Origin of the sequence: Sphingobacterium sp. G1-14, assembly GCF_002196555.1 — a bacterium.
Lineage (GTDB): Bacteria > Bacteroidota > Bacteroidia > Sphingobacteriales > Sphingobacteriaceae > Sphingobacterium > Sphingobacterium siyangense.
The window spans coordinates 338,951-360,536 of sequence record NZ_CP021381.1 but is presented as its reverse complement, the minus strand read 5'-3'; the positions used below and the strand labels follow the sequence as shown (position 1 = coordinate 360,536).

Below are 21,586 nucleotides of genomic sequence, written 5' to 3'. Positions count from 1 at the left end.
TAAATCATATGAAATAAAAAAATTGGTTATTGTTTAATCTTTTGGTTATTCCAAAATGGCAATGAGTTTCCCCTGCTTCATTGCTCAAAACAAAACTAAGATCACCAAGACGGAGAAAAAAGAGCTAGTACTTAAAAAGTACTGAAGAAAAAACATAAATAACTAAAAACAAGATCACTATAAAAAACACACACCCTTAAAAAGTACCTAAAGGAGCGTAAAATTGTCTTTAACATAGCTAATTTTCGGGTATTATAGCACATTTTATGCCCGGTCGATCACCGCAATCTGACATACAGCCGCCTCGAAAGCATCACGATTTCCCGCGGCTTTATTACGTACTTTTGTTCTGTAATTATAAACCGTCCGAAGCGAGTATCGCAGGAAACTTGCAATCTTCACGGAATCATCGATCCCTAATCGAATCAATGCGAAAATCCGAAGTTCGGTATTTAACAACTCTGTCTTTTTGGGATAGATCTTCTCCTCTTCCTGAAGGAGTGCATTGAATTCATCAACAAAGGTTGGATATAGATTTAAGAAGATACGATCAAAATTAACATAAAGTTGCTGCACTTCCCTTTCCTCCATTTGCGTTGACTTTAACTGTTCCCGCAGCGCATCCCATTGCTGATTCGTCGCTTTTTTCAGTAATGCCTTTCTGATATCTTCCATTTTATCGATGTAACTCGAACACATGTCAAAAAATTGGGCGATATATTCTTCTTTAATATGGTTGGATTCCGACAATTTAAGGTTAGTCTGGTTGATTTCGTTATTCAATGATCGAAGTTGTTGGTTTGTAGCCGATAATTCCGACCGTATCCTTCTCAAATGTTGCACCTGTCTATAGATAATGACAAGTCCAATAATGACACCGATCAATAAAATACTAACGATAATGACCAGTCCAACCAATTGTCGATTTTGACTACTGATTTTCTGCTGATAGGCGGCATTGATAATGGGATAAGAAGAGGTCCCCTCAATAATGCGATACCGTACTTTACATAACATCGCATCGTCGATTGCTTTTTCAATAAACTGAAAAGCCCGATCAAAATCCTGTTGGTCGTAATACGTTAACGCCAGATCATGAAAAGATGCGTTATCACGATTTGCCATTTCAATATCTGCACTGGCCGATATTGAAAGGTAGTAAATTTGGCTTTTCGTATCCTTTTCATATTTATAAATGAGCCCCATAAAATAGGCGATCAGCGCGCGCTGCTCAATATCCTTTTTATTCTCATTCCATAGGATTAACAATTGCTTTTTAGCGTCCTCCCGGTTACCGTTAAACAGCGTTTTTATCGCAATGGTGGTACGATATTCCAAGGAAGACTTCGGTAGTACCGTTAACAAAGAATCACGATATTTTTCACTTGCCTGGTAATATTCTGACCGATTATTGCTCTGACCGTAATGACTATAAAAGGAGCTGTAGGTATCGTAATACTTGGCAAGAAGCTCCCTACCTAGATGAGCGGGATCGACTTGCTTCAACAATTGTGAAGCTTCTATATACCGTCCGATGGTGGAATACACCCAGGCCAAATCGAGATGAATCACTGCCTGTAGGGAGTCATTAAGCGGTGGAGCGAGCTTTTGACACAGTAAAATATAAGTAAGCGCTGCGTCAGAATCAAACTTCTTATAATTTTCAAAGATTTCGTAGTTCTTCTTCAAAAATTGAGCGGGATTGCCTTCTAATGCTTTTGCCTCCTGTTTTAATTTCTCCAATTTATCTTCACGGTTCTTGATGTAAATTTTCTGATTTTCCATCAGATATTCCAATCGTTGCAAAACCCGGGTGCTATCGGAAGCCACTTGTGCAGATAGGTAAAGACTAAAATGTGCGAAAAGAATAAAAAGAAAAATGCGCTGCAACATAATAAAATCGGTTCAAGATAGTGTAGACTAAACTACATAAAAATAACAACAAAAAAGAGGACGTCTCACGACGGCCTCTTCCCCTGACCCAGTTAAGGGTCCAAGAATTAACAAGTTAATTCTTTATCGCATGAAAAATAGTTTTCTTTTTAATCCTTAATCACCTATTTCCAACCTCCTCCCAAGGCTTTGTAAAGTAGAATCTGATTTAAAGTATTCTCTTTCTCCAATTCTACTTTTCCGATTTGGGCTTCCAGAGACTCTTTTTGTGCTGTAACGACATCGAGAGAAGTCACCCGCCCAGCAATAAATAGTTCCTGTGCCGCTTCAATAGAGAGGTTTAACGCTTGAACATGTTCATCGACAAAGCTACGTCGTTTGACGATCGCCTCTTGCGTCATGACAACATTGGAAACTTCGTTATAAGCGTTTACAACTGCTTTTTCATAGTCTACAAACGCAATTCCATAATCTGCTTTCGCGATCTCATACTGCGTTTTAAGCTGTCTTTGATTAAATATCGGCAGTGTAATACCGCCAAATAAATTATACGCAATAGATTTATCCAAATTAAATAACTTGTTAAAGCTAAAGCTCTGTAATCCGATAAATGGACTTATTGCAACAGAAGGCAAAAAAGCCAAACGTGACGCTTCCTGATTATTCGAAGATGCAATGACTTTCAAATAAGCGGCCTTAATATCTGGGCGTTGGTTCACGAGATCATCTGGCGTACCAAAACGCATTGCATGATACAAATCTGCATTTTCGGTATATGTACTTCTTACAATAGGTTGATAAAAACGCCCCAACAGGCCGTTGATATGGTGTTCCCAAAGTGCTATTTCCTGACTCAATTGTTCTTTGGCAGCTTTCGAGTTGGCTAATAGTGCTTTAAATTGTTGCACAGAAAGTTCAGTCGCATAACCGGCATCTTTTTTCACCTCAACAACCTCCAGTGCATTTTTATGTAATTCAATATTCCGATTGTAAACTTTTATCTTTTGATCCAAAGCAATTAGTTCATAATAAGCTGTCGCAATATTGGATACCAATTCCGTTTCTAATAGACGCTTGCCTTCCTGCTCAGCTAAAAAGCTAAAATAAGCGGCCTGCTTTTGACTCTTCAACTTTCCCCAAAGATCAATCTCCCAGGACGAACGAAGTCCTATAAAATAATCTGGGATAAATGGTTCGGGCAATTTTTCATCACTTTTCAAGTTCTCCGAAAAATTTGAATCATAATTACCTATTCCTGATTCTGTATAATGCCCATATTTCCGAATTCCTCCTTCTACTGCAGCCTCTACAGTTGGCCCCAAGGCCGCCTTCCGTTGTTTAAAATACGCTTGTGCAGATTCCAACCGCAAAATGGATTGACGTATATCTAAATTGTTCTGCAGCGCAGAATCAATTAGAGAAACCAACTTCGGATCTTTAAAAATTTCCTTCCAAGACCGGCTTCCTACATTTAAACTATCTGGAGAAAGATGTTTGGAAAAAGAAGTCGGTACATTTAATTTCTCCGGTTGAAGCGTTTTTTTGGGAACCGAGCAACTACCAAATAAAATAAGTGCAGCTATGACTAAAGACGCTTTTTTAACGACCTGTTTCTTGTTGTCCTTTTTTGAAAATAAGATCACTAATCCCGGGATGACAATTACCCCGAGTATGGTTCCGATAAGCATTCCTCCCACCGCAGCGGTACCGATACTTCGGTTACCCAATGCTCCTGCTCCACTGGCCATCATCAAGGGAATTAGACCTGCAATAAATGCAAAGGAAGTCATTAATATCGGACGCAAACGGGCAACAGCTCCTTCGATTGAAGCGGTCACGATATCCATTCCCTGCTTATATTTCAAATTGGCATATTCCACAATCAGGATCGCATTCTTACCTAGCAAACCAATCAGCATGACCAATGCGACCTGCGCATAGATATTGTTTTCCAATCCAAAGACTTTCAAGAAGATAAATGCACCAAAGATCCCTGCCGGAAGACAGAGCAGAACAGGTAAAGGCAACAGAAAGCTTTCATACTGTGCACATAACAACAGATAAACAAACAGAAGACAGAGTGCAAAAATATACAAGGCCTGATTTCCGGAGATTTTCTGTTCACGAGTCATCCCCGACCATTCGATACTATACCCTTGCGGCAAAGATGATGCAATTTTCTCGACTTCTTCGATAGCTTGCCCGGAGCTGAAACCAGCTGAAGACTGTCCAGTAATCATTGCTGAACTAAACATATTGTAACGGGTAATTTGTTCAGGACCATAAATTCTTTCCATCGAAATAAAGGCATTGTATGGTACCATCTCACCCGTCTCATTCTTCACATATAAGCGTAATACATCTTCTGGTCTTTGGCGATATTCGGGACCAGCCTGTACCATGACCTTATACATCTGTCCGTAACGGATGAAATTTGTCGCGTAAAGACTTCCCATTAAGGTCTGCAGCGTATTCATGGCATTCTCCACCGATATTCCTTTTTTTGCAGCCATATCGTAGTCCACCTTCAGCATATACTGTGGAAAGTTCACATCAAAACTGGAGTTGATGTCCTGAAGAACATCACTTTTTTCCATATCGTCCATAAACTTCTGTAATACCTCGGCCGTCTTGTTGAGATCCTCATTACCGCTACGGTCCAATAAACGTAATTCAAAACCCGAAGAGTTACCAAAACCGGGGACTGTTGGCGGCGGAAAGAATTCAATCTCTCCATCAGCAAAATCCTTTGTTTTATCCCGCAATTCTTTAATGACATCATTTACCGTTTGATCTCGCTCTTTCCAAGGTTTAAGATTGATCATCCCCATCCCATAAGAAGCACCAGATACTTCAGTTATGATACTATACCCCGACAATGTAGACACCGTTTCAACAATATCGAGTTTCCGTGATACGGAGTCAATTTTATCCAAAACACGTTCTGTACGGTCTACGGTTGCTCCCGGTGGGGTTGTTACAGCTACATAGATCATTCCTTGATCCTCGGTTGGAATAAAACCTGAGGGTAAGATGGCACTACTTCCCCAGGTCGCTAGAAAGAATCCTCCAAGTAGAAGGAGAGTCAGTCCACGTCGCGCACTGGTTTTTACCAAAATTCCCTTATAGCCGAAGGCAGTCTTGTCATAAATGGCATTGAATTTTTTAAAGAAACGGTCCAACCAGTTATTCGAAGGTTTACGGTCATGGGGCGATTTTAGGAAAAGCGCACATAAAGCGGGTGTCAATGTCAACGCGTTGATACCTGAAATAACAATGGCAGCCGCGAGCGTCAATGAAAATTGACGATAAAATATCCCCACCGGCCCTGAAAGAAAGGCAACAGGAACAAACACGGCAGACATTACCAACGTAATGGCCACAACAGCGCCACCGACTTCTTTCATTGCCTCCAATGTCGCTTCCATAGGTTGAAGATGTTCTTCTTCCATTTTTGCATATACAGCCTCGACAACGACAATTCCATTGTCTACTACAATACCTATGGCCAGTACCAAGGCAAACAAGGTCAGTAGGTTGATTGAGAAACCTAACATCTGCATAAAAAATAATGCCCCAATCAAACACACTGGTACAGCCAAAATTGGTATAATAGTCGCCCTAAAATCCTGTAAAAAGATAAATACAACGATAAAAACTAAAAGAAAAGCCTCCAATAAGGTTTTGATGACAGAAGAAATTGAGGCATCCAAAAACCGCGACACATCATACCCCATGGTATAGGTCATGCCAGTCGGGAATTGCGTTTCTTTCAATTCTGCCATGCGGTCTTTTACACGCTGAATAACCTCTTGTGCATTTGATCCCGGCAATTGCTTTAGCATGATGGATGCGGATGGACGTCCATCAGTTTTGGATACCATTTCATAATCCAATGAACCAAATTCAACATCTGCTACGTCTTTTATACGGATAATAGAACCATTTGAAGTAGCTCGAATAGGTATATTGGCATATTCCTCAATTTCAGTGAATTTACCTGGATAACGCAATACATATTGTTGCATGTTACGCATTTTATCGGAACTGATACCGGTTTGTCCTGGCGCAGCCTCGATATTCTGTTTTCGTAATGCGGCCACCACATCCTCCGTAGAGATATTATAAGCTGCCATACGGTCAGGTTTAACCCATACACGCATTGCATAATCACGCATTCCCATAATCTGAGCGAGACCGACACCTTCGATCCGTTTCAGTTCCTTTAGAATGTTGATATCTGCGAAATTGTAAATGAATCTTTCATCCGCAGTTTCATCATCGGTAAAAACATTCAGATACATCAGCATGGAGTTGACCTCTTTTTCGGTGGTTACCCCTGCTTTGATGACCTCTTCAGGGAGTTCATCCAATACAGTAGTTACCCTATTCTGTACGTTTACAGCCGCAATATCTGGATCTGTACCAACTTCAAAAAAGATTTGAATAACCGTGCTGCCGTTATTGGTAGACACTGAATTCATGTAAGTCATCCCAGCTACACCGTTGATTGCTTTTTCCAAAGGAATAGCGACAGCATTTGTACTCACCTCAGCATTGGCACCTGTATAATTGGCATTGACGACTACCGAAGGTGGTACAATGTCCGGAAATTGTGTGATGGGCAATGTAAATAAGGCCAACAACCCTAAAAGTGTAATAAACACCGAAATAACCAACGACAATATGGGTCGTTTTATAAATGTTTCAAACATAATTTATCCTCCCCTACAGTTTCCTCATTTTTGGATTAATCTTCATTCCACTCCGCAGTCCCTGTACTCCCTCATAGACAATCTTGGCGTTGGGATCTAAACCTCCATCCACAATGTAATAATGCCCCACACGCGGGCCCGCTGTAAAAGGTGTCATTTTTACGGTACTATCTGCCTGTACTGTATAAACGTATGTCTTATCCTGAATTTCAAATACTGATTTTTGGTGTACAAAGGTATGTTCCCCTGTCTGCATTGGCACCGCAATCTTACCTGTTGCGCCATGCTTTAAGATATGCTCGGCATTGGGAAATTGAACCCGAAGGGCAATGGATCCCGTATTGGCTTCAAATTCACTTTCTACCAAATGGGCAATTCCCTCGTGTGGATACAGCTCACCATTGGCCAAAATTAACTTGACCGATTTTTGCGTTTCCTTACCGTCCAGTTTATCACGCATAAGTGTCAGATACTCTCTTTCAGAAATATCAAAATAAACGTTCACTTTGCTTAAATCGGAGATCGTCGTAATTAAGCTACCCTCGGTCAATAAAGAGCCTTCTCTCAATAAGATACGGTCTATACGGCCGTCAAAAGGAGCTTGTATAACAGTATAGTCCAATCTTGTCTGTGCCTGATTAACCAAAGCTCGGGCTTCTTCTATCTTAGAATTGGCCGCTTTTAATTGAATTTTTAATAAATTATATTCGGAAGAGCTTACAATATTCTTGTCAACCAATTTTTGAGTTCGTTCCATTTCCAGCTTAATCTTTTGCGCTTCGGCAATGGCATTATCATACTGTGCTTTGGCCTTGGCTAATTCCGAACGATATTCCTCATTATTATACTTAAACAGCATTTGGCCTTTCTTTACCCAAGCCCCCTCGTCTACATAAATTTTATCCAAAAAGCCATTCAATTTGGAACGAATTTCGACGTTTTTTAGGGCTTGAACATCCGCAATATACTCCTGATAAACAGTCGTATCCATTACCATTAAAGGTACTACAGGTATATTTTTGAGTTCTTCTTTCGAATCAGCGTTAGCGTTGGATGAATGGCATGAAGCCAGCATCCCAACCATACCCACGAAAAGGCACAGTAAAAGTAATTTCTTCATAAACGATAAAAAATGTAAAATGTTAAACCCTCCTACGGTATTTTAAAATCAGTCGTTAGGAGAATGTGTTAGATGGGAGCTACAGCAATTCTATAGCGTAAAGAGCGGCCCAAAGCCTTCCATACCATATATAGAAATAAAACTAAATTGTTGCAGCCTCCGCTAGAAAATTAGAGGAGCGTAACTAGAATGGCCTAAAACGGGATAGGAAGCGATAATACCCTGGTAAGCATAGGGTTTTAGATCGGTAAAAAGGATGTTCATCATCTTTTGCAAAACATAATGCCGTAAAGACGATTCCAAAAACAAAAATAAAAATTGGTAGTACTTGACTATTGAGTGAAAATATACGATAATCATCTTGCAATAGTACTTTTTCTTCTTGGGAAGAATGAATGGGTTCCAAATCCAATACGTCATCCAGAAAATACTCCACAATGGTCTCACCTGCATGCAACACCTGTCCAGTTGCCGAAGAGAAAGACTCATAGGTCAACAGATTAAGGTATGCAAAGAGTGTTAAAAAATGAAATATTTTGCCTAACATATCGAAATTTCGAATCACAAAGGTATGACTTTAAATAGCTAAGATTATTTTATTCGTGTAAAAAAACCATGACAGCCTAAAAAATTAGCTGTCATGTCCTTAAATATCTCTAGTTTATTAGATTAAAGGCGATAAATTTCAAATGTTACAATTTGATTTTCACCACTAATGGAAAATGATCCGATGGTAATCTTGTCTCGTACTGTTTAAAAGAAAGTTCTTTAGGGAAATCACCCTTTTTAACCTCTTCACTATTTTCTTTAACACTACGATAAGATTCTGTTAAAACAGCATAATGCTTTACTTTAATCCGAGGAGTTACGAATACATGATCTATACGGCTGTCTGTCCAAAGATTATTATCGAAAGCATTAAATGTACCGTTCCATGTAAATTTAGTCGGAGCAAGCTCAAAACTATCTTCTATAAAATCGGATTCTTGTAGGATGTTATAAATTTCATTATTTTGATCGACATTGAAATCACCGGTCAATATAGCTAGTTCCCCTTTTACAAACTCTTTCATTTTTTTGACAACCAACCGACTACTATTTTCCCGGGCTTTGACACCAACATGATCCATATGCAAATTAAAGTACCAAAATTTCTTCCCAGAATTAATTTCCTGCAACTGCACCCAAGTACAAATACGAGGTAAGGCAGCATCCCAACCTTTTGAAGGGCGATCTGGCGTCTCAGAAAGCCAGAAGACGCCACTTTTTAATTTCTTAAATTTCTTCTTTTTGAAAAATATAGGCGCAAACTCTCCCGCAACTTTACCGTCATCCCGACCAACACCAACATAATCATAATCAGTAAGACGTTTTTTCAAATCTACCAATTGATTTACCAATACCTCCTGTGCTCCAAAAACATCGTAATCCACAAAATCAATTAAAGAAGTGATTACTGGAAATCGCTGATCCCAACCGTTACCATTTTTACGATCTCCGTCATTGTCATAACGGATGTTGTAGCTTCCTACTGTAAGACCTATTGAATTTTGTGAAAAGGCATTTAAAACAAATAAATTGATTACAAAAATAAGACTTAGCGATATAATACGTAATTGCTTCATAATATATTATTTTATTTTTTCGTTACTAAAGGAATATGGAGCATCTTCTTTTTTTGTACCTCTATTTTTATTCGGTGCTTCGCTCATTTTGAAATCAAGTTTGGCACCCTGCAATAAATCTTTATAACGGATATAATTATGACTATAAGGCTTTCCATTCCAAGTTAGTTGATCTACGTAGACCTGATTTGCTCCCTGTTGTTTAGCTTGGATATTCACTTTTTTCCCATTTTCGAGATTTAGTGTCACCTTATCGAATTGTGGTGAACCAATCACGTATTCGCCCGAGGCAGGAGAAACGGGATAAAATCCCAGCGAAGAGAAGACATACCAGGCTGAAGTCTGCCCGTTATCTTCATCACCACAATAGCCGTCTGGTGTAGGCAAATAAAGTTTATCCATTATTTTGCGCACCCAATATTGTGCTTTCCAGGGCTCTGCAGCATAATTATACAGATAGGGCATATGTTGGATAGGCTGATTTCCATGCGCATACTGCCCCATATTCATCACCTGCATTTCACGCATTTCATGGATCATTCCGCGACTTTTCATACCCTCATAACTCGGAATAACAAACACCGTATCCAACATGGACACAAATGATTGATTACCACCCATCAAATTAATTAAACCCTGAGGGTCATGGAACACACAAAAACTCCAATGCCAAGCATTTCCTTCCGTATATTCTCTTGACCAGGCACTTGGATCAAAATCTGAGACGAACGATCCGTCTGCTTTTTTTCCACGCATAAGTTTTGTACTTGGGTCAAACAGATTTTTATAGTTCATCGCACGTGTTGCATAAATAGCTGTTTCAGCTTCCGGTTTGCCCAATGCTTTGCCAAATTCATAAATACACCAGTCATTGTATGCATATTCCAGTGAACGTGCTACATTTTGGTCTACTTTTACATCAGCAGGTATATAGCCCAATTTATTATAATATTCATAACCGAAGCGTCCCGTCGAAGAGTGTTTCGGATAGGCACTATTGGCCCCATGCTTCAGCGCTTCCCATAACAGGTCTTTATCATAGCCTTTCCGATCAGTAATCAAAGCATCTGCTACAATAGAAGCGGAATTGTTTCCAATCATCGATGCACGATGTCCTGGTGAAGCCCACTCCGGAAGGTAACCACTCTCCTTATAAGCATTGACCAACCCTTCCTGCATCCGATCATTCATCGACGGATACAATAAATTCAACAGGGGAAACAAACTTCTAAAGGTGTCCCAAAAACCTGTATCCGTAAACATTTCCCCAGGCAGGACCTGCCCATTGTAAGGGCTATAGTGCATACGCTTGCCTGTTCCATCAATTTCAGAAAAATCCCTCGGAAAGAGTGTTGAGCGGTATAAACAAGAATAAAATGTACGCAACCGGTCAATATTGTTATCTTCAACCTGTACACGCCCGAGGATTTCGTTCCACTGTGCCTTACCTTCGTCAACAACCTGTTGAAATGTTTTGGACTTCACTTCTTTTAAATTAAGTTCTGCCTGCTCAAAACTTATAAAGGAAGAAGCAATACGGGCGGTGACCTTTTCCCCTCTTTTCAAGGAAGAGAAACCCACAACTGCTCCGGCGTGATTGTCCTGAATTTCCAATTCATCTTTATTTATCGCTCCACTTTTAACAGCAGCTTTGTAGGAGAATGGTCTATCGAAAGTAATGACGAAGTAATTCTTGAAATTCTCTGGAACACCACCGCTATTTTTTGTTGAATACCCGATAATCTTATTTTCCTGCGGAATTACTTTAATATAAGACCCCTTATCAAATGCATCAATAATAACATAAGCACTGTCTGTTTTGGGGAATGTGAACTGAAAGATTGCTGCCCGTTGTGATGGAGACAATTCTGTTGTCACATCGTGATCCGCAAGGTAGACGCTATAATAATAAGGTTTTGCAATTTCCGCTTTATGTGAAAACCAGCTCGCCCGCTTTTCCTGATCAAATTGCGGTGTGCCTGTTATTGGCATGATTGAAAACTGACCATAATCATTGTTCCAAGGGCTTGGCTGATGGGTTTGCTTAAATCCTTTAATTTTATCTGCCGTGTAAGTATATACCCAACCATCGCCCATATTTCCAGTCTGTGGGGTCCAAAAATTCATACCCCAAGGCCGAGCGATCGCAGGATAAGTATTACCATTAGACAATTCATACTTCGATTCAGTACCGATCAAAGGGTTAACGAAATCAACAGGCGAGGTTTGTTGCGCCATTCCAGCATGCGCCGCGAACAGAAAAAGAATACTGCCTGTTAGTTTTTTAATATTAAACATAAATGAAGCGTTTGGTTAAGCTTAAAATTATTAGCAAAAAAGCTAAAACGTATTAGTAAATATAAGTAAGAAATTTAAATATAGTCGATTGCCTAGGTCTTTTTCACAAGATGGTTACAAAAAAACCGCAATCAAATGATTGCGGTTTTTAATATCACGCAAAAACTACCACCCAGGATTCTGCCCTAACGAGGGAGATTTTTGGATCTCTGAGTTTAAAATAGGAAATAGGTAATGAGTTGGAGCAGTAAAAACTCTACTTTCAACAAAGAAACGTTCCATTTTATAACGTTTATCACCAATTTGGATTTTACCATTTACGTCTTCAACGGCTCTCATGCCATTAATCATATTCTGAAGTTTCGGATAAGCTGTATTACTATTCTTCCAGTAATTTATACTTCGCTCGTTATTTGTACTACCTGATGCAGTAAAGTTCTGATATTTAGTTTTCTCCACCGAACTACTAGGTTCTAGATACAGGCGACTATCAAAAGCTCTCTTATTCTCATAAAAGAATTCGACCCTTCGTTCACGGTAAATGTACTCACGCATCAAATTTTTATCAGCAAGTGTTGTCAAAGGCATGGGCGCCATAAAAGACCTCGCTCTTACCTGATTAATTAAATCATAGATCTCTTGCGTCGGTCCATCAACTTCATTAACTGCCTCTGCATAAATGTAAATAAAGTCTGGCAAACGCCATACTGGAGGGGCACTGATGATAACACTGCCATTCTTATTCCAAGCTTCCTGCAAAAATTTCCTCAGATAATATCCCGTGCGTGTTGCATTATTAGCGCCAATCTGATCTGCTCCGCTCGCAATATTTGTCTGGGATGGATTATTGTTTCCGCCGCGGAATGCTGCACCATGAAATATAATGTCGCGATAGAAACGTGGATCCCTTTTTACTGAAACGTAAGGATTCCCGTCATCATACCCGTCCTGTTTAGCCTTGGCACTATAAATCGGATAACCAAAACCATCTGGTGAAAGGTATTCATACTCATCGACTTGCTCCTGAACAGGCATCTGACGAGCTCCACCGCCTCTACTTGGCGGATATACATCACCAAACCACCCCTCTCCCTTATAGCGCGTAAAAAACAAAACATACTCATTTTTGAACGCCTCCATATCATAAAACATCTGCCAGAGACGTGTATAAACTGTTGAGTTGCTCGTGTTTTGCCCCCCGCTATCTCCAAAATCGGTATTTGAATATTTCTGATACAGGCTATAACGTTTTCCACCTGCAACCTTACTTTCAAGAACTGCCTTAGCAGCCTCTTTAGCTTTCACCCAACGCTGAGGATCATATGTAGCGTATTCGGACTCAAACTTACGTGTCCCATTATAACCTTTTGCGGCAGCTCCATTCCAAAGTGGTGTAGCGGCCATCCACCGTGCTTCTGCAATCAGCCCAAGGCATGCCCCTTTATCGATACGTCCAAAATTCTGCCCCTCCCATTTTTCCGGGACAGCATTATATGCTGTTGTTGCATCAGCAACAATTTTGTCAATAACTTTATGAACTGACTCACGTTCGAAGTTCATATTTTCCGTCGCCGTAATTACATGGTCTATATAAGGAATCTCACCATATATACGAACAGCCATTAAATGAAAGTAAGCTCTAAGAAAGTAGACCTCTCCAACGCGCATAGGAAGTGAGCCTGGCTCCAGGATATCATCTGGTGTACTATATTTTTTAATTCCTTCCAAAATGACATTGGTTCTACGGATCCCGTCAAACATACTACTCCAAAATTGCCCGTTGTCTCCTGGTAGTCCATTGATATTCCAATCGCCGGTATTATATCTATTCGTAATATTTCCCTCTACTGTAGAACCTTCGGCCTCATCGGTTATTGCAGCACTCGAAAAATGATAGAACCACGAGATAGGCTGATTGACACCCTTCGCTTTAGCATACACATCCGTAACGAGCTGATTTACTTTTTCATAACGAGTAAAAACCTCATCTTCCCGGATCTGATCGTCGGGTAATTTGTCCAAATATTTGTTGCAACTTGCGATCATAAAAGCAACCACACCTGCCATAAAAAAAAGTATTTTTTTCATCTTCAATACATTCATAAGATTAGAAATTAAGATTTATTCCAAAGTTGTAGACTTTGAGAATCGGGTACCAATAACCGCTCGTATTTCCCATCTCAGGATCTATACTTAAATCCTTTAAACCTGACCAGGTAAATAGGTTCATCCCTTGCGCATAAACGCGTAATTGGTTCAAACCAATTTTTTTAATAAGATCTTTCGGTAAATTATAACCAATCTCTATATTTTTGAGCCTTAAATATTTAGCATCATATAAAAACAAACTACTGTTGCTATTTTTATTATTCTCGGAATTGCCAATATGTAGAGCGGGGTAAGTTGCAGTTTCGGCCGTTTCCGGTGTCCAACGTCCCATATGAATTGGTCGAACGGAGCCGAGTTTATCTTGATCAAAAGTCGGGAAATCCCATACAGCCGCATCTTTCAATAAAATTGAAGAATTTAACGCTCCTTGAAACAAAAGACTAAAATCAAAACCCTTGTATTGCAGCGATATTGGTAAACCAAATTGAATCTCCGGGCTTCTAGGATTTCCCATCACTGTGCGATCCCCTAAATCTGTAATTTTACCATCACCGTTCAAATCCTTATATACGACATCGCCTGGTCCTACTGTTCCCCAAGGTTGAAAATTACTCTGATTTAATTTGTCCGCCTCGGCCTGATCTCTAACGAAGTGATCGAAAACATAGACAAAATTTTCATAAAGTCGTTTGCCCGTTGCTTGTCTGTATTCATATTGTCGTGGCACCTCTTGTCGGTAGATCAACTTATTTCTAGAAAAGGTGAAATTAGGTTTTAGAGAAAATCTGAAATTATCCCCAATCATGTCTGAATAACTCATCTCAATATCAATACCACGGTTGCGGACCTTTCCAATATTGATCAGCGGAGAGCCTTTACCAACTACGCCAGGAAAACCAATGTCATCCGCTCCTAGTTCGGTAATAATATCATAACGATAATCTTCAAAAACATCAATACTAAAGTTCATCTTATTCTTTAAAAAGCCCATATCAAGACCGATATTGGTTTTTCTAGATTTCTCCCATGTTATATTTTCGTTTGCCAGGCGTCCTTCACGAAGGCCACTTAGTCCATTGTTAAAATTCTGTTCCCCAAAACTATAACCATCTCCTCCCTGAAAAAATGCGAGATATCCGAATCGAGCGTCACCTGGCATTTTATCATTACCCACAAGCCCCATCGAGGCTCTAAGCTTTAAAAAGCTAAGCCAGTCTTTGGTATTCGACATAAATTTCTCCTTGCTAACCACCCAACCCAATGCTCCAGCCGGGAAAAATCCATAACGTTTTCCCTCTATAAAATTTTCGGATCCATTGTAACCAAAGTTAAATTCCGCCAAATATTTTTCTAGATAATTATAGGTAAACTGCCCTGTCATACCTTGATAACGGATATCAACACTGGCTCTTGAATTCGCCGCATCATAGACAGACTGGCTCGAGCGATTGAAAAGCAACATCCCAGTTACATTATGCTTATCGTTAAATAGACGATTGTAATTTATTTTTCCTTGAATGAAAGTTCTATTAAAAGGACTACTTTGTGTAAATGAATTTCCAACGGTTTGATCTACCGTATATTTGTTCCCATTTCTGTAAGTACCCTCATAGTATTGCGGATTCATAAAAAGATCGATACCATCTGTAGGCTGAAAAGTTGCATAATTGGGATATACCCTATATCCTTCACTATAGGTACCCAACTCGCGTCGGACCCATTGTTGCTCTCTAGCATCATAGGAAAATATTCCGTCAACAGAAAGTCCCTTGGTAATAAAATCCATATTCCAGCCGGCAGCAAAACTGCCTTCCAAATAGGTATTTTTTTCTGTATGATATCCTGATCTAGTCAACTCCCCAAGAACATTAAATCGGTAAATTTGATTACCAAACAACAAGCCCGAGGGATTATTCAGCAGATACCCCTGCGTAGAAGGTTGGCTATTGGGTTCAAGAATGATGGGTAAATACGGGGGCTGTGTCATTGCCAGAGTCATCAATCTACTTGCGGAAGTTCCAGGTGAAGTTCGATTGGTAATACGAGCACCTAAATTGAGTTTTACCCACAAGTTTTTAGTAATGTTGACATCAATATTGGACCTAAAATTATAGCGCTGAAATTTAGGAGAAACATTATATTTAGATAAATCAACATGGTCATAATTATTATCTTGTCCCATGTAACCGCCCATCACAAAATATTTCGCAATATCATTACCACCCCGTATTGATAGATTATATTCGTGCTGAGGTGCAGTTCTAAAAATATAATCGAAATAGTCCCAGTTATAACCTAACCCGTCCGAATTATCACCCTTTGCCCTTCGAAAATTGTCTATAGCATCCTGACTAAATAATTTCAAGTTATCGATATTTCCACCAGACAGCTTCGCATCATTCATTAACGCTTCATTGTAGAGAGTCGCGTAATCTGCAGATCCTAAAAGCTTCGGCAATTGTGCAGGTGTATTTAGTCCATAAGACGCTTTGAAGTCTACGGTTGCTTTATCGGCGGATTGTCCTCGTTTTGTGGTAACAACGATAACCCCATTCGCTCCACGAATTCCGTAGGGTGCCGTAGCTGCTGCATCCTTCAAAATGGAAACAGTCTCAATTTCGTCTGGAGCCAAATAGCTCATATCGCGTTCAATTCCATCCACAATTACAATGGGGGATTGATTACCATAAGTTGACTTACCACGAATAAACAATTCTGAACGATCTACTCCTGGCTCACCTCCAGCATATTGGTTGACAACCAGTCCTGGTAATCTTCCTGCAAGCATGTTATTAATATTTGCTGCAGGACTCTGTACAAGATCCTTAGTCGTAATCGTTGCGACGGCGCCCACAACATTTCTTTTCTTCTGTGTTGTGTATCCAACAACCACAACATCCTCTAGTGCTTTTACATCTTCTACTAGGCTAACCTGTAACGTTGACCTTCCGCCCGCCACAATTTGTTGAGGCTGAAAACCAATATACGAGAAGGTCAATACCGCATCCTTATAGGGAATTTCTATTCGATATCGACCTGATGCATCTGTTTTCGTTGATTTGCCACTCGCCTTAACCACAATGGTGACACCTTGCAAAACTTTCCCTGTCGAACTGTTTAAAACTGTTCCCTCTACAATAATACCCTCTTGTTGGAAACTGAAGTGGCTAGACGCAGCTTTCAATTCGGTCCACAAATTGAACGTGCTACACACCGAAAGCGTAAAAAATAATGGAATTACCTTTCTTTTCATAAATGATAATTAATGATTGGTTTACTAATACAACAATTGGTCATCAATTAGTTATTCCTTTGGAATGAACACCTCCAAAGAAATCAACCTTAAGCTGATAAACTAATTCGTTTTAGTAAAATTAAAAAGAAAGAAAAGAGAAAGTTGTTAATCGATTGTTAATGACAATTATTGAAATCGACCTCTAAAATAAATCCCACTTTGTAAACAGTTTTAATAGCAACATACCGCGATCTTTTCAGCATTTTTCTAATCTTGCATATAAAAACATCAAGACTTCGTCCCAAAAAATAATCGTTATCTCCCCAAAGAGCAAGTAAGATCTCTTCTCTTTTCAAAACAACATTCGGTTTATTTGCTAAGAATGTCCAAAGTTCGAATTCACGTGGTGATACTACCTGCCGAGATTTATCATTAAATTCTATTGCAAGTAAATTACGGTCAAGTTTAATGTCACCAATATTGAGTTGTAATTGACAAACAACAGGCTGCTTAACCATATAATTTTGAAGTTTCAGAGACAATTCTTCAACATCAAACGGCTTTGTTATATAATCATTGCCCCCTAGACGGAGGCCCTTTAATCGATCTGGTTTAGACAGTCTTGCTGTAAGAAAAAGCACAAACTGGTTTTTATTTAGCTGAGAAATATATTCAACGAATTGAAACCCATCCCAGTTGGGAAGTTGTATATCTACTACAAGGATATCATATTTATCAATCTTATAATAAGATATTCCCTCTTCAGCAGACATTGCATGACTAACATCAAATCCGAAATTTGACAGATAATCTATGAGCATTGTCGCTAAATCAAGATCATCTTCAATCAGCAATATATGTCCATATTTCGGTATCATCTATTTTATTATTGGTATTGAAATAGAAAATGTTGTTCCAGGTTGGCTATCTGATTTAACGTCAATTTTCCATCTATGAATCCGCATGACTTCCTTTACGAAAAAAAGCCCCAGGCCCAGCCCATTTGAAGAAGCTTCTTGTTTACCCCGATATCCCTTCGTGAAAATATACGGCAATTGGTTATGTGAAATACCTATTCCATTGTCTTGTACAGTCATCACCACCGTATCTCTAGCGCCAATACTCAAACGAATATGAATATGCTTTATTCGCTCTTTATTATACTTCAGGCCATTATCGACCAAATTGTTTACCGCGGTAACAAACATAAATGGGTTGACAAGCACCCTAGCCTCTTTAACGTTTTGATCCACTAAGATTTGAATCGTCGCACTTTCTGATACTAAAATCGCAAGATCTTGTTCTAATTGATCCATAAGTTCTGCCAAAAAGTGTTCCTCTAGACTCACCTCTTCTTGATTAAACACACTCAAATCAATCGCTTTGTTAACTAATCGATCCAAACGGTTTATCTGACGCATCAAGGTGTCCAAAGTTGTTGACATTTTTAACTTATCATCTTTCGAAACTTTTACCGCCAAATTGGTTAAACCAATTCGTATGGTTGTCAATGGTGTATTGAACTCATGTGTGACATTGTTAATAAAGTCAGAAGCCATTTCTGCCATTCTTTTTTGCTTTATCCAGCTACTATATGTCATCAAATACAACCAAACAATACCAATTATACAGCAGCCCGACAGCAATAATAATGGGAAAATGGATCTTAATACAGAAAAATTTGTATCAATATTTCCAACGTACAACGTAAAAGCCACACGATTTGACATCTTACTATTTGCAGTTATTGCAATCGACGATACGATATTGTCTTTGTCAATAAATCTAAATTCCCCTCCAATAGGAATATGCTGATCTTTCCCAAAGTCCAGGATTGGTATAAAGGTCTTCGCATCAAAAGTCACCGAAATATCTCTCAACACAATGGCATAACCAAAGCCTTCACCCAAATTGACTTCGGATCTGATGACCTGGAATAGGCTATCCATCGCAGGATGATTTCGAAGCCTCATTATCAAGGTCTTCGCGATACTATCTTTCAGACTATTGAAAGCATTTCTATCGTCTTGATAATAAGCTCTCAGACGAACTAAATGAGGCATTAAGGTTGAATCGACAAGTTTCTGTCCGCCCGGGAATATCTTATCGTTGGAAATATGCTTATCGTAAACAACCTTAATTTCCTTTTTTTCTTTTTGAAATAGTTCGCCTCTTTTGATCTCATATGATCTTGCAATCATGAGATACTGTAATATCAAAAACAAAACTAAGCAACAGATAGCTATCCATTTATATACACCTGACCGTCTCATTTTTGCAAACAGACTATTATTTGTTCGGTTTATTGCTCATCTCGAAGATTAATTCACCGCCATTTATAATGCTGCTATAGGGCAATAGAAAATCAGCCAATTTCCGCCCATTTAAAGAAACGGATTTAACGTAAACATTCTTCTCAGACTGGTTACGGGCAACTATAGAAAGACTGCGTCCGTTTTCAAGATTAATTTTTGCCGATTTTACCAAAGGACTGCCAATCCAATAGTTATCTTCCCCAGGTGCCACCGGATAGAAGCCTAATGCAGTAAATAAATACCAAGCAGACATTTGTCCACAGTCATCATTTCCCCCTAAACCCGCATGACCATTATGATACTGATTCCGTATGATTTGTCTTACACGCGCCTGAGTTTTCCAGGGACTCTTGGTTATATTGTACAAGTATGCCACATGATGGGAAGGTTCATTTCCGTGCACGTAATTTCCGATAATGCCATCTCGGGTAATATCCTCCGTATGTTCAAAATATTTATCCGGTAATTCCATTGTAAACAGAGAATCCAAATAAGACGCTAAACGTTTTTTGCCTCCCATTAATGCCATCATTTCAGTAGGTTGATGCGGTACATACAGGCTGTAATTCCATGAATTACCTTCAATAAATCCTTGCCCATGTGTATCCAAAACATCGAATTTCTCCTGAAATTTACCCGCTGAATTCTTCGGACGCATAAATCCAATAGCGGAATCATAGAGTGATTTCCAACTTTCAGCCCTTTTGGAAAAAGTCGTGTAAATATCCTCTTTTCCCAATTTTTTCGCTAATTGCGCGATACACCAATCGTCATACGCATATTCCAATGTATTAGAAACAGATGTTCCCGATACATCTGCAGGAACATATCCTTTATCTATGTAAGCCCCAATCCCCTCGTACTGACGTGTATTTGCTGTTTGTACACAAGCTGCTAATGCAGCCTCAGCATCACCTTTGTAAACGCCTTTGAGGATAGCATCAACAATGACCGATACGGAATGATAGCCACTCATGCACCAGTTATCATTTGCATAATGCGACCATATCGGCAACATCTTCAATACACTCTGGTTATAATGAGCCATCATGGATGCCACAATATCTGCATTCCGAGAAGGATTAATTAAATTCAACAGCGGATGAAAGGCCCTAAAGGTATCCCACAATGAAAATGAGGTGTAATTCGTAAACCCTTCAGCGCGGTGCACCTCCTGGTCCAACCCTTTATACTCACCATTGCTGTCCATATACACCGTCGGCATTAAGCTTGCATGGTACATAGCTGTATAAAAGTTGACAAGGTCTTCCTTGTTCAACATTTCAGCTTCTATCTTATGCAACTCCTTTTCCCAGGCGTTCTGCCCTTGCTTAACGTAACCGTCAAAATTCCAGTCCGGAGCCTCAGCCTCCATATTGGCCAATGCATTCTTCATGCTTACTGGACTTAACGCTACTTTCAGGAGGATGGCTTCTTGTGCTTTTGTATCAAAATCCAAGTGAAGCTTAATATTGTGTGCTGCAAGATCAGGGAAATTGTTCTGTTGATCAAACTTACGCCAGAAACCATTATAGACAGATTTTCCATCTTCATATTTGGCGCCGTAATTCTTAAACGCTTTTGATGTCTTTATCGCAAAGTATACGGTGCGGGTTCTTGACCAACCGTTTGTCTGGCGGTAGCCTACCAGGGTTGAATCGTTCAAGACCTTGACCACGGTCCAAACATTCTTGCCGTCATAATTATAGATCCCAGCAGTTAAGTCTACAATAAGATGTGAAGCATCCGATTCTTTGAACGTATAACGGTGCAGTCCTACACGTGTTGTTGTCGTTAATTCAGCTTTAATCTGATGTTTATCCAGTAAAACACTGTAATAGTTGGCCTCAGCCCGTTCGTTGGCATGCGAATATGGTGATCGATAACCATCTTGTGGTCGATCAGCTGTACCCGGGTTTAATTGGACTTTTCCTTGTGTCGGCATGATCTGTATATCACCAAGATCGGAGTGACCTGTACCGCTAAAATGCGTATGACTAAACCCGACAATAGTCGGGTCATCATACTGATAACCAGCACAATATTTATAAACATCACCGTTATACCGCCCATTGACAGCATACGATAATGTATCCGTATCAGGGCTTAATTGTACTGCGCCGAATGGAACTGTCGCCCCCGGAAAAGTATGTCCCATTTTCGCCGTACCGATGAGCGGTTTGACATACTGAACTAATTTCGTTTCTTGTGCCTTTAATAGATATGGGACACTAATTAATCCCAAAAAGATTAAACTTCTGATATTCATCGCTTAT

The 21,586-nt window shown here is 39.5% G+C and carries 11 protein-coding genes; all 11 read right to left on the bottom strand.

Features of this window, described 5'->3' with window-relative positions; translation table 11 throughout:
* Positions 1–264 precede the first annotated feature (264 nt).
* Positions 265–1,893, bottom strand: a complete 1,629-nt coding sequence (locus CBM24_RS01530; RefSeq protein ID WP_088159979.1) for a DUF6377 domain-containing protein — start codon at positions 1,891–1,893, stop codon at positions 265–267.
* A 164-nt stretch (positions 1,894–2,057) separates the two neighbouring features.
* Positions 2,058–6,608 carry an efflux RND transporter permease subunit gene (locus tag CBM24_RS01525; protein ID WP_088159978.1) on the bottom strand — a complete coding sequence of 1,517 codons (4,551 nt, stop codon included), beginning with the start codon at positions 6,606–6,608 and terminating at the stop codon, positions 2,058–2,060.
* Between the two features lie 13 nt (positions 6,609–6,621).
* On the bottom strand, positions 6,622–7,728 hold the full coding sequence (locus CBM24_RS01520; RefSeq protein ID WP_088159977.1) for an efflux RND transporter periplasmic adaptor subunit: 1,107 nt from the start codon (positions 7,726–7,728) through the stop codon (positions 6,622–6,624).
* Between the two features lie 184 nt (positions 7,729–7,912).
* Complete coding sequence (locus CBM24_RS01515) at positions 7,913–8,275, bottom strand: hypothetical protein (protein WP_070561742.1); 363 nt, start codon at positions 8,273–8,275, stop codon at positions 7,913–7,915.
* A 145-nt stretch (positions 8,276–8,420) separates the two neighbouring features.
* Positions 8,421–9,353 (bottom strand): endonuclease/exonuclease/phosphatase family protein, encoded by a 933-nt coding sequence (locus tag CBM24_RS01510; RefSeq protein ID WP_198386023.1) that lies wholly within the window; start codon positions 9,351–9,353, stop codon positions 8,421–8,423.
* A 6-nt stretch (positions 9,354–9,359) separates the two neighbouring features.
* Positions 9,360–11,651: a GH92 family glycosyl hydrolase gene (locus tag CBM24_RS01505; RefSeq protein WP_088159976.1), complete on the bottom strand. Its 2,292-nt coding sequence runs from the start codon at positions 11,649–11,651 to the stop codon at positions 9,360–9,362.
* Between the two features lie 165 nt (positions 11,652–11,816).
* Positions 11,817–13,739: a RagB/SusD family nutrient uptake outer membrane protein gene (locus tag CBM24_RS01500; protein ID WP_088163421.1), complete on the bottom strand. Its 1,923-nt coding sequence runs from the start codon at positions 13,737–13,739 to the stop codon at positions 11,817–11,819.
* Positions 13,740–13,758: 19 nt separating this feature from the next.
* On the bottom strand, positions 13,759–17,013 hold the full coding sequence (locus CBM24_RS01495; RefSeq protein WP_088159975.1) for a SusC/RagA family TonB-linked outer membrane protein: 3,255 nt from the start codon (positions 17,011–17,013) through the stop codon (positions 13,759–13,761).
* A gap of 158 nt (positions 17,014–17,171) precedes the next feature.
* Entirely contained in the window at positions 17,172–17,873 is a 702-nt protein-coding gene (locus CBM24_RS01490) for a response regulator transcription factor (protein WP_088159974.1), read from the bottom strand.
* Positions 17,874–19,196, bottom strand: coding sequence for a sensor histidine kinase (locus CBM24_RS01485; RefSeq protein ID WP_198386022.1), 1,323 nt, complete (start codon positions 19,194–19,196; stop codon positions 17,874–17,876).
* 88 nt (positions 19,197–19,284) lie between these two features.
* Positions 19,285–21,579 carry a GH92 family glycosyl hydrolase gene (locus CBM24_RS01480; RefSeq protein ID WP_088159972.1) on the bottom strand — a complete coding sequence of 765 codons (2,295 nt, stop codon included), beginning with the start codon at positions 21,577–21,579 and terminating at the stop codon, positions 19,285–19,287.
* Between the last annotated feature and the right edge of the window lie 7 nt (positions 21,580–21,586).

What these genes read in the sequence shown, in the direction of transcription:
- CBM24_RS01530 (WP_088159979.1), bottom strand. Translation starts at nt 1,893, where the DNA reads ATGTTGCAGCGCATTTTTCTTTTTATTCTTTTCGCACATTTTAGTCTT.
- CBM24_RS01525 (WP_088159978.1), bottom strand. Translation starts at nt 6,608, where the DNA reads ATGTTTGAAACATTTATAAAACGACCCATATTGTCGTTGGTTATTTCG.
- CBM24_RS01520 (WP_088159977.1), bottom strand. Translation starts at nt 7,728, where the DNA reads ATGAAGAAATTACTTTTACTGTGCCTTTTCGTGGGTATGGTTGGGATG.
- CBM24_RS01515 (WP_070561742.1), bottom strand. Translation starts at nt 8,275, where the DNA reads ATGTTAGGCAAAATATTTCATTTTTTAACACTCTTTGCATACCTTAAT.
- CBM24_RS01510 (WP_198386023.1), bottom strand. Translation starts at nt 9,353, where the DNA reads ATGAAGCAATTACGTATTATATCGCTAAGTCTTATTTTTGTAATCAAT.
- CBM24_RS01505 (WP_088159976.1), bottom strand. Translation starts at nt 11,651, where the DNA reads ATGTTTAATATTAAAAAACTAACAGGCAGTATTCTTTTTCTGTTCGCG.
- CBM24_RS01500 (WP_088163421.1), bottom strand. Translation starts at nt 13,739, where the DNA reads ATGAAAAAAATACTTTTTTTTATGGCAGGTGTGGTTGCTTTTATGATC.
- CBM24_RS01495 (WP_088159975.1), bottom strand. Translation starts at nt 17,013, where the DNA reads ATGAAAAGAAAGGTAATTCCATTATTTTTTACGCTTTCGGTGTGTAGC.
- CBM24_RS01490 (WP_088159974.1), bottom strand. Translation starts at nt 17,873, where the DNA reads ATGATACCGAAATATGGACATATATTGCTGATTGAAGATGATCTTGAT.
- CBM24_RS01485 (WP_198386022.1), bottom strand. Translation starts at nt 19,196, where the DNA reads ATGATTGCAAGATCATATGAGATCAAAAGAGGCGAACTATTTCAAAAA.
- CBM24_RS01480 (WP_088159972.1), bottom strand. Translation starts at nt 21,579, where the DNA reads ATGAATATCAGAAGTTTAATCTTTTTGGGATTAATTAGTGTCCCATAT.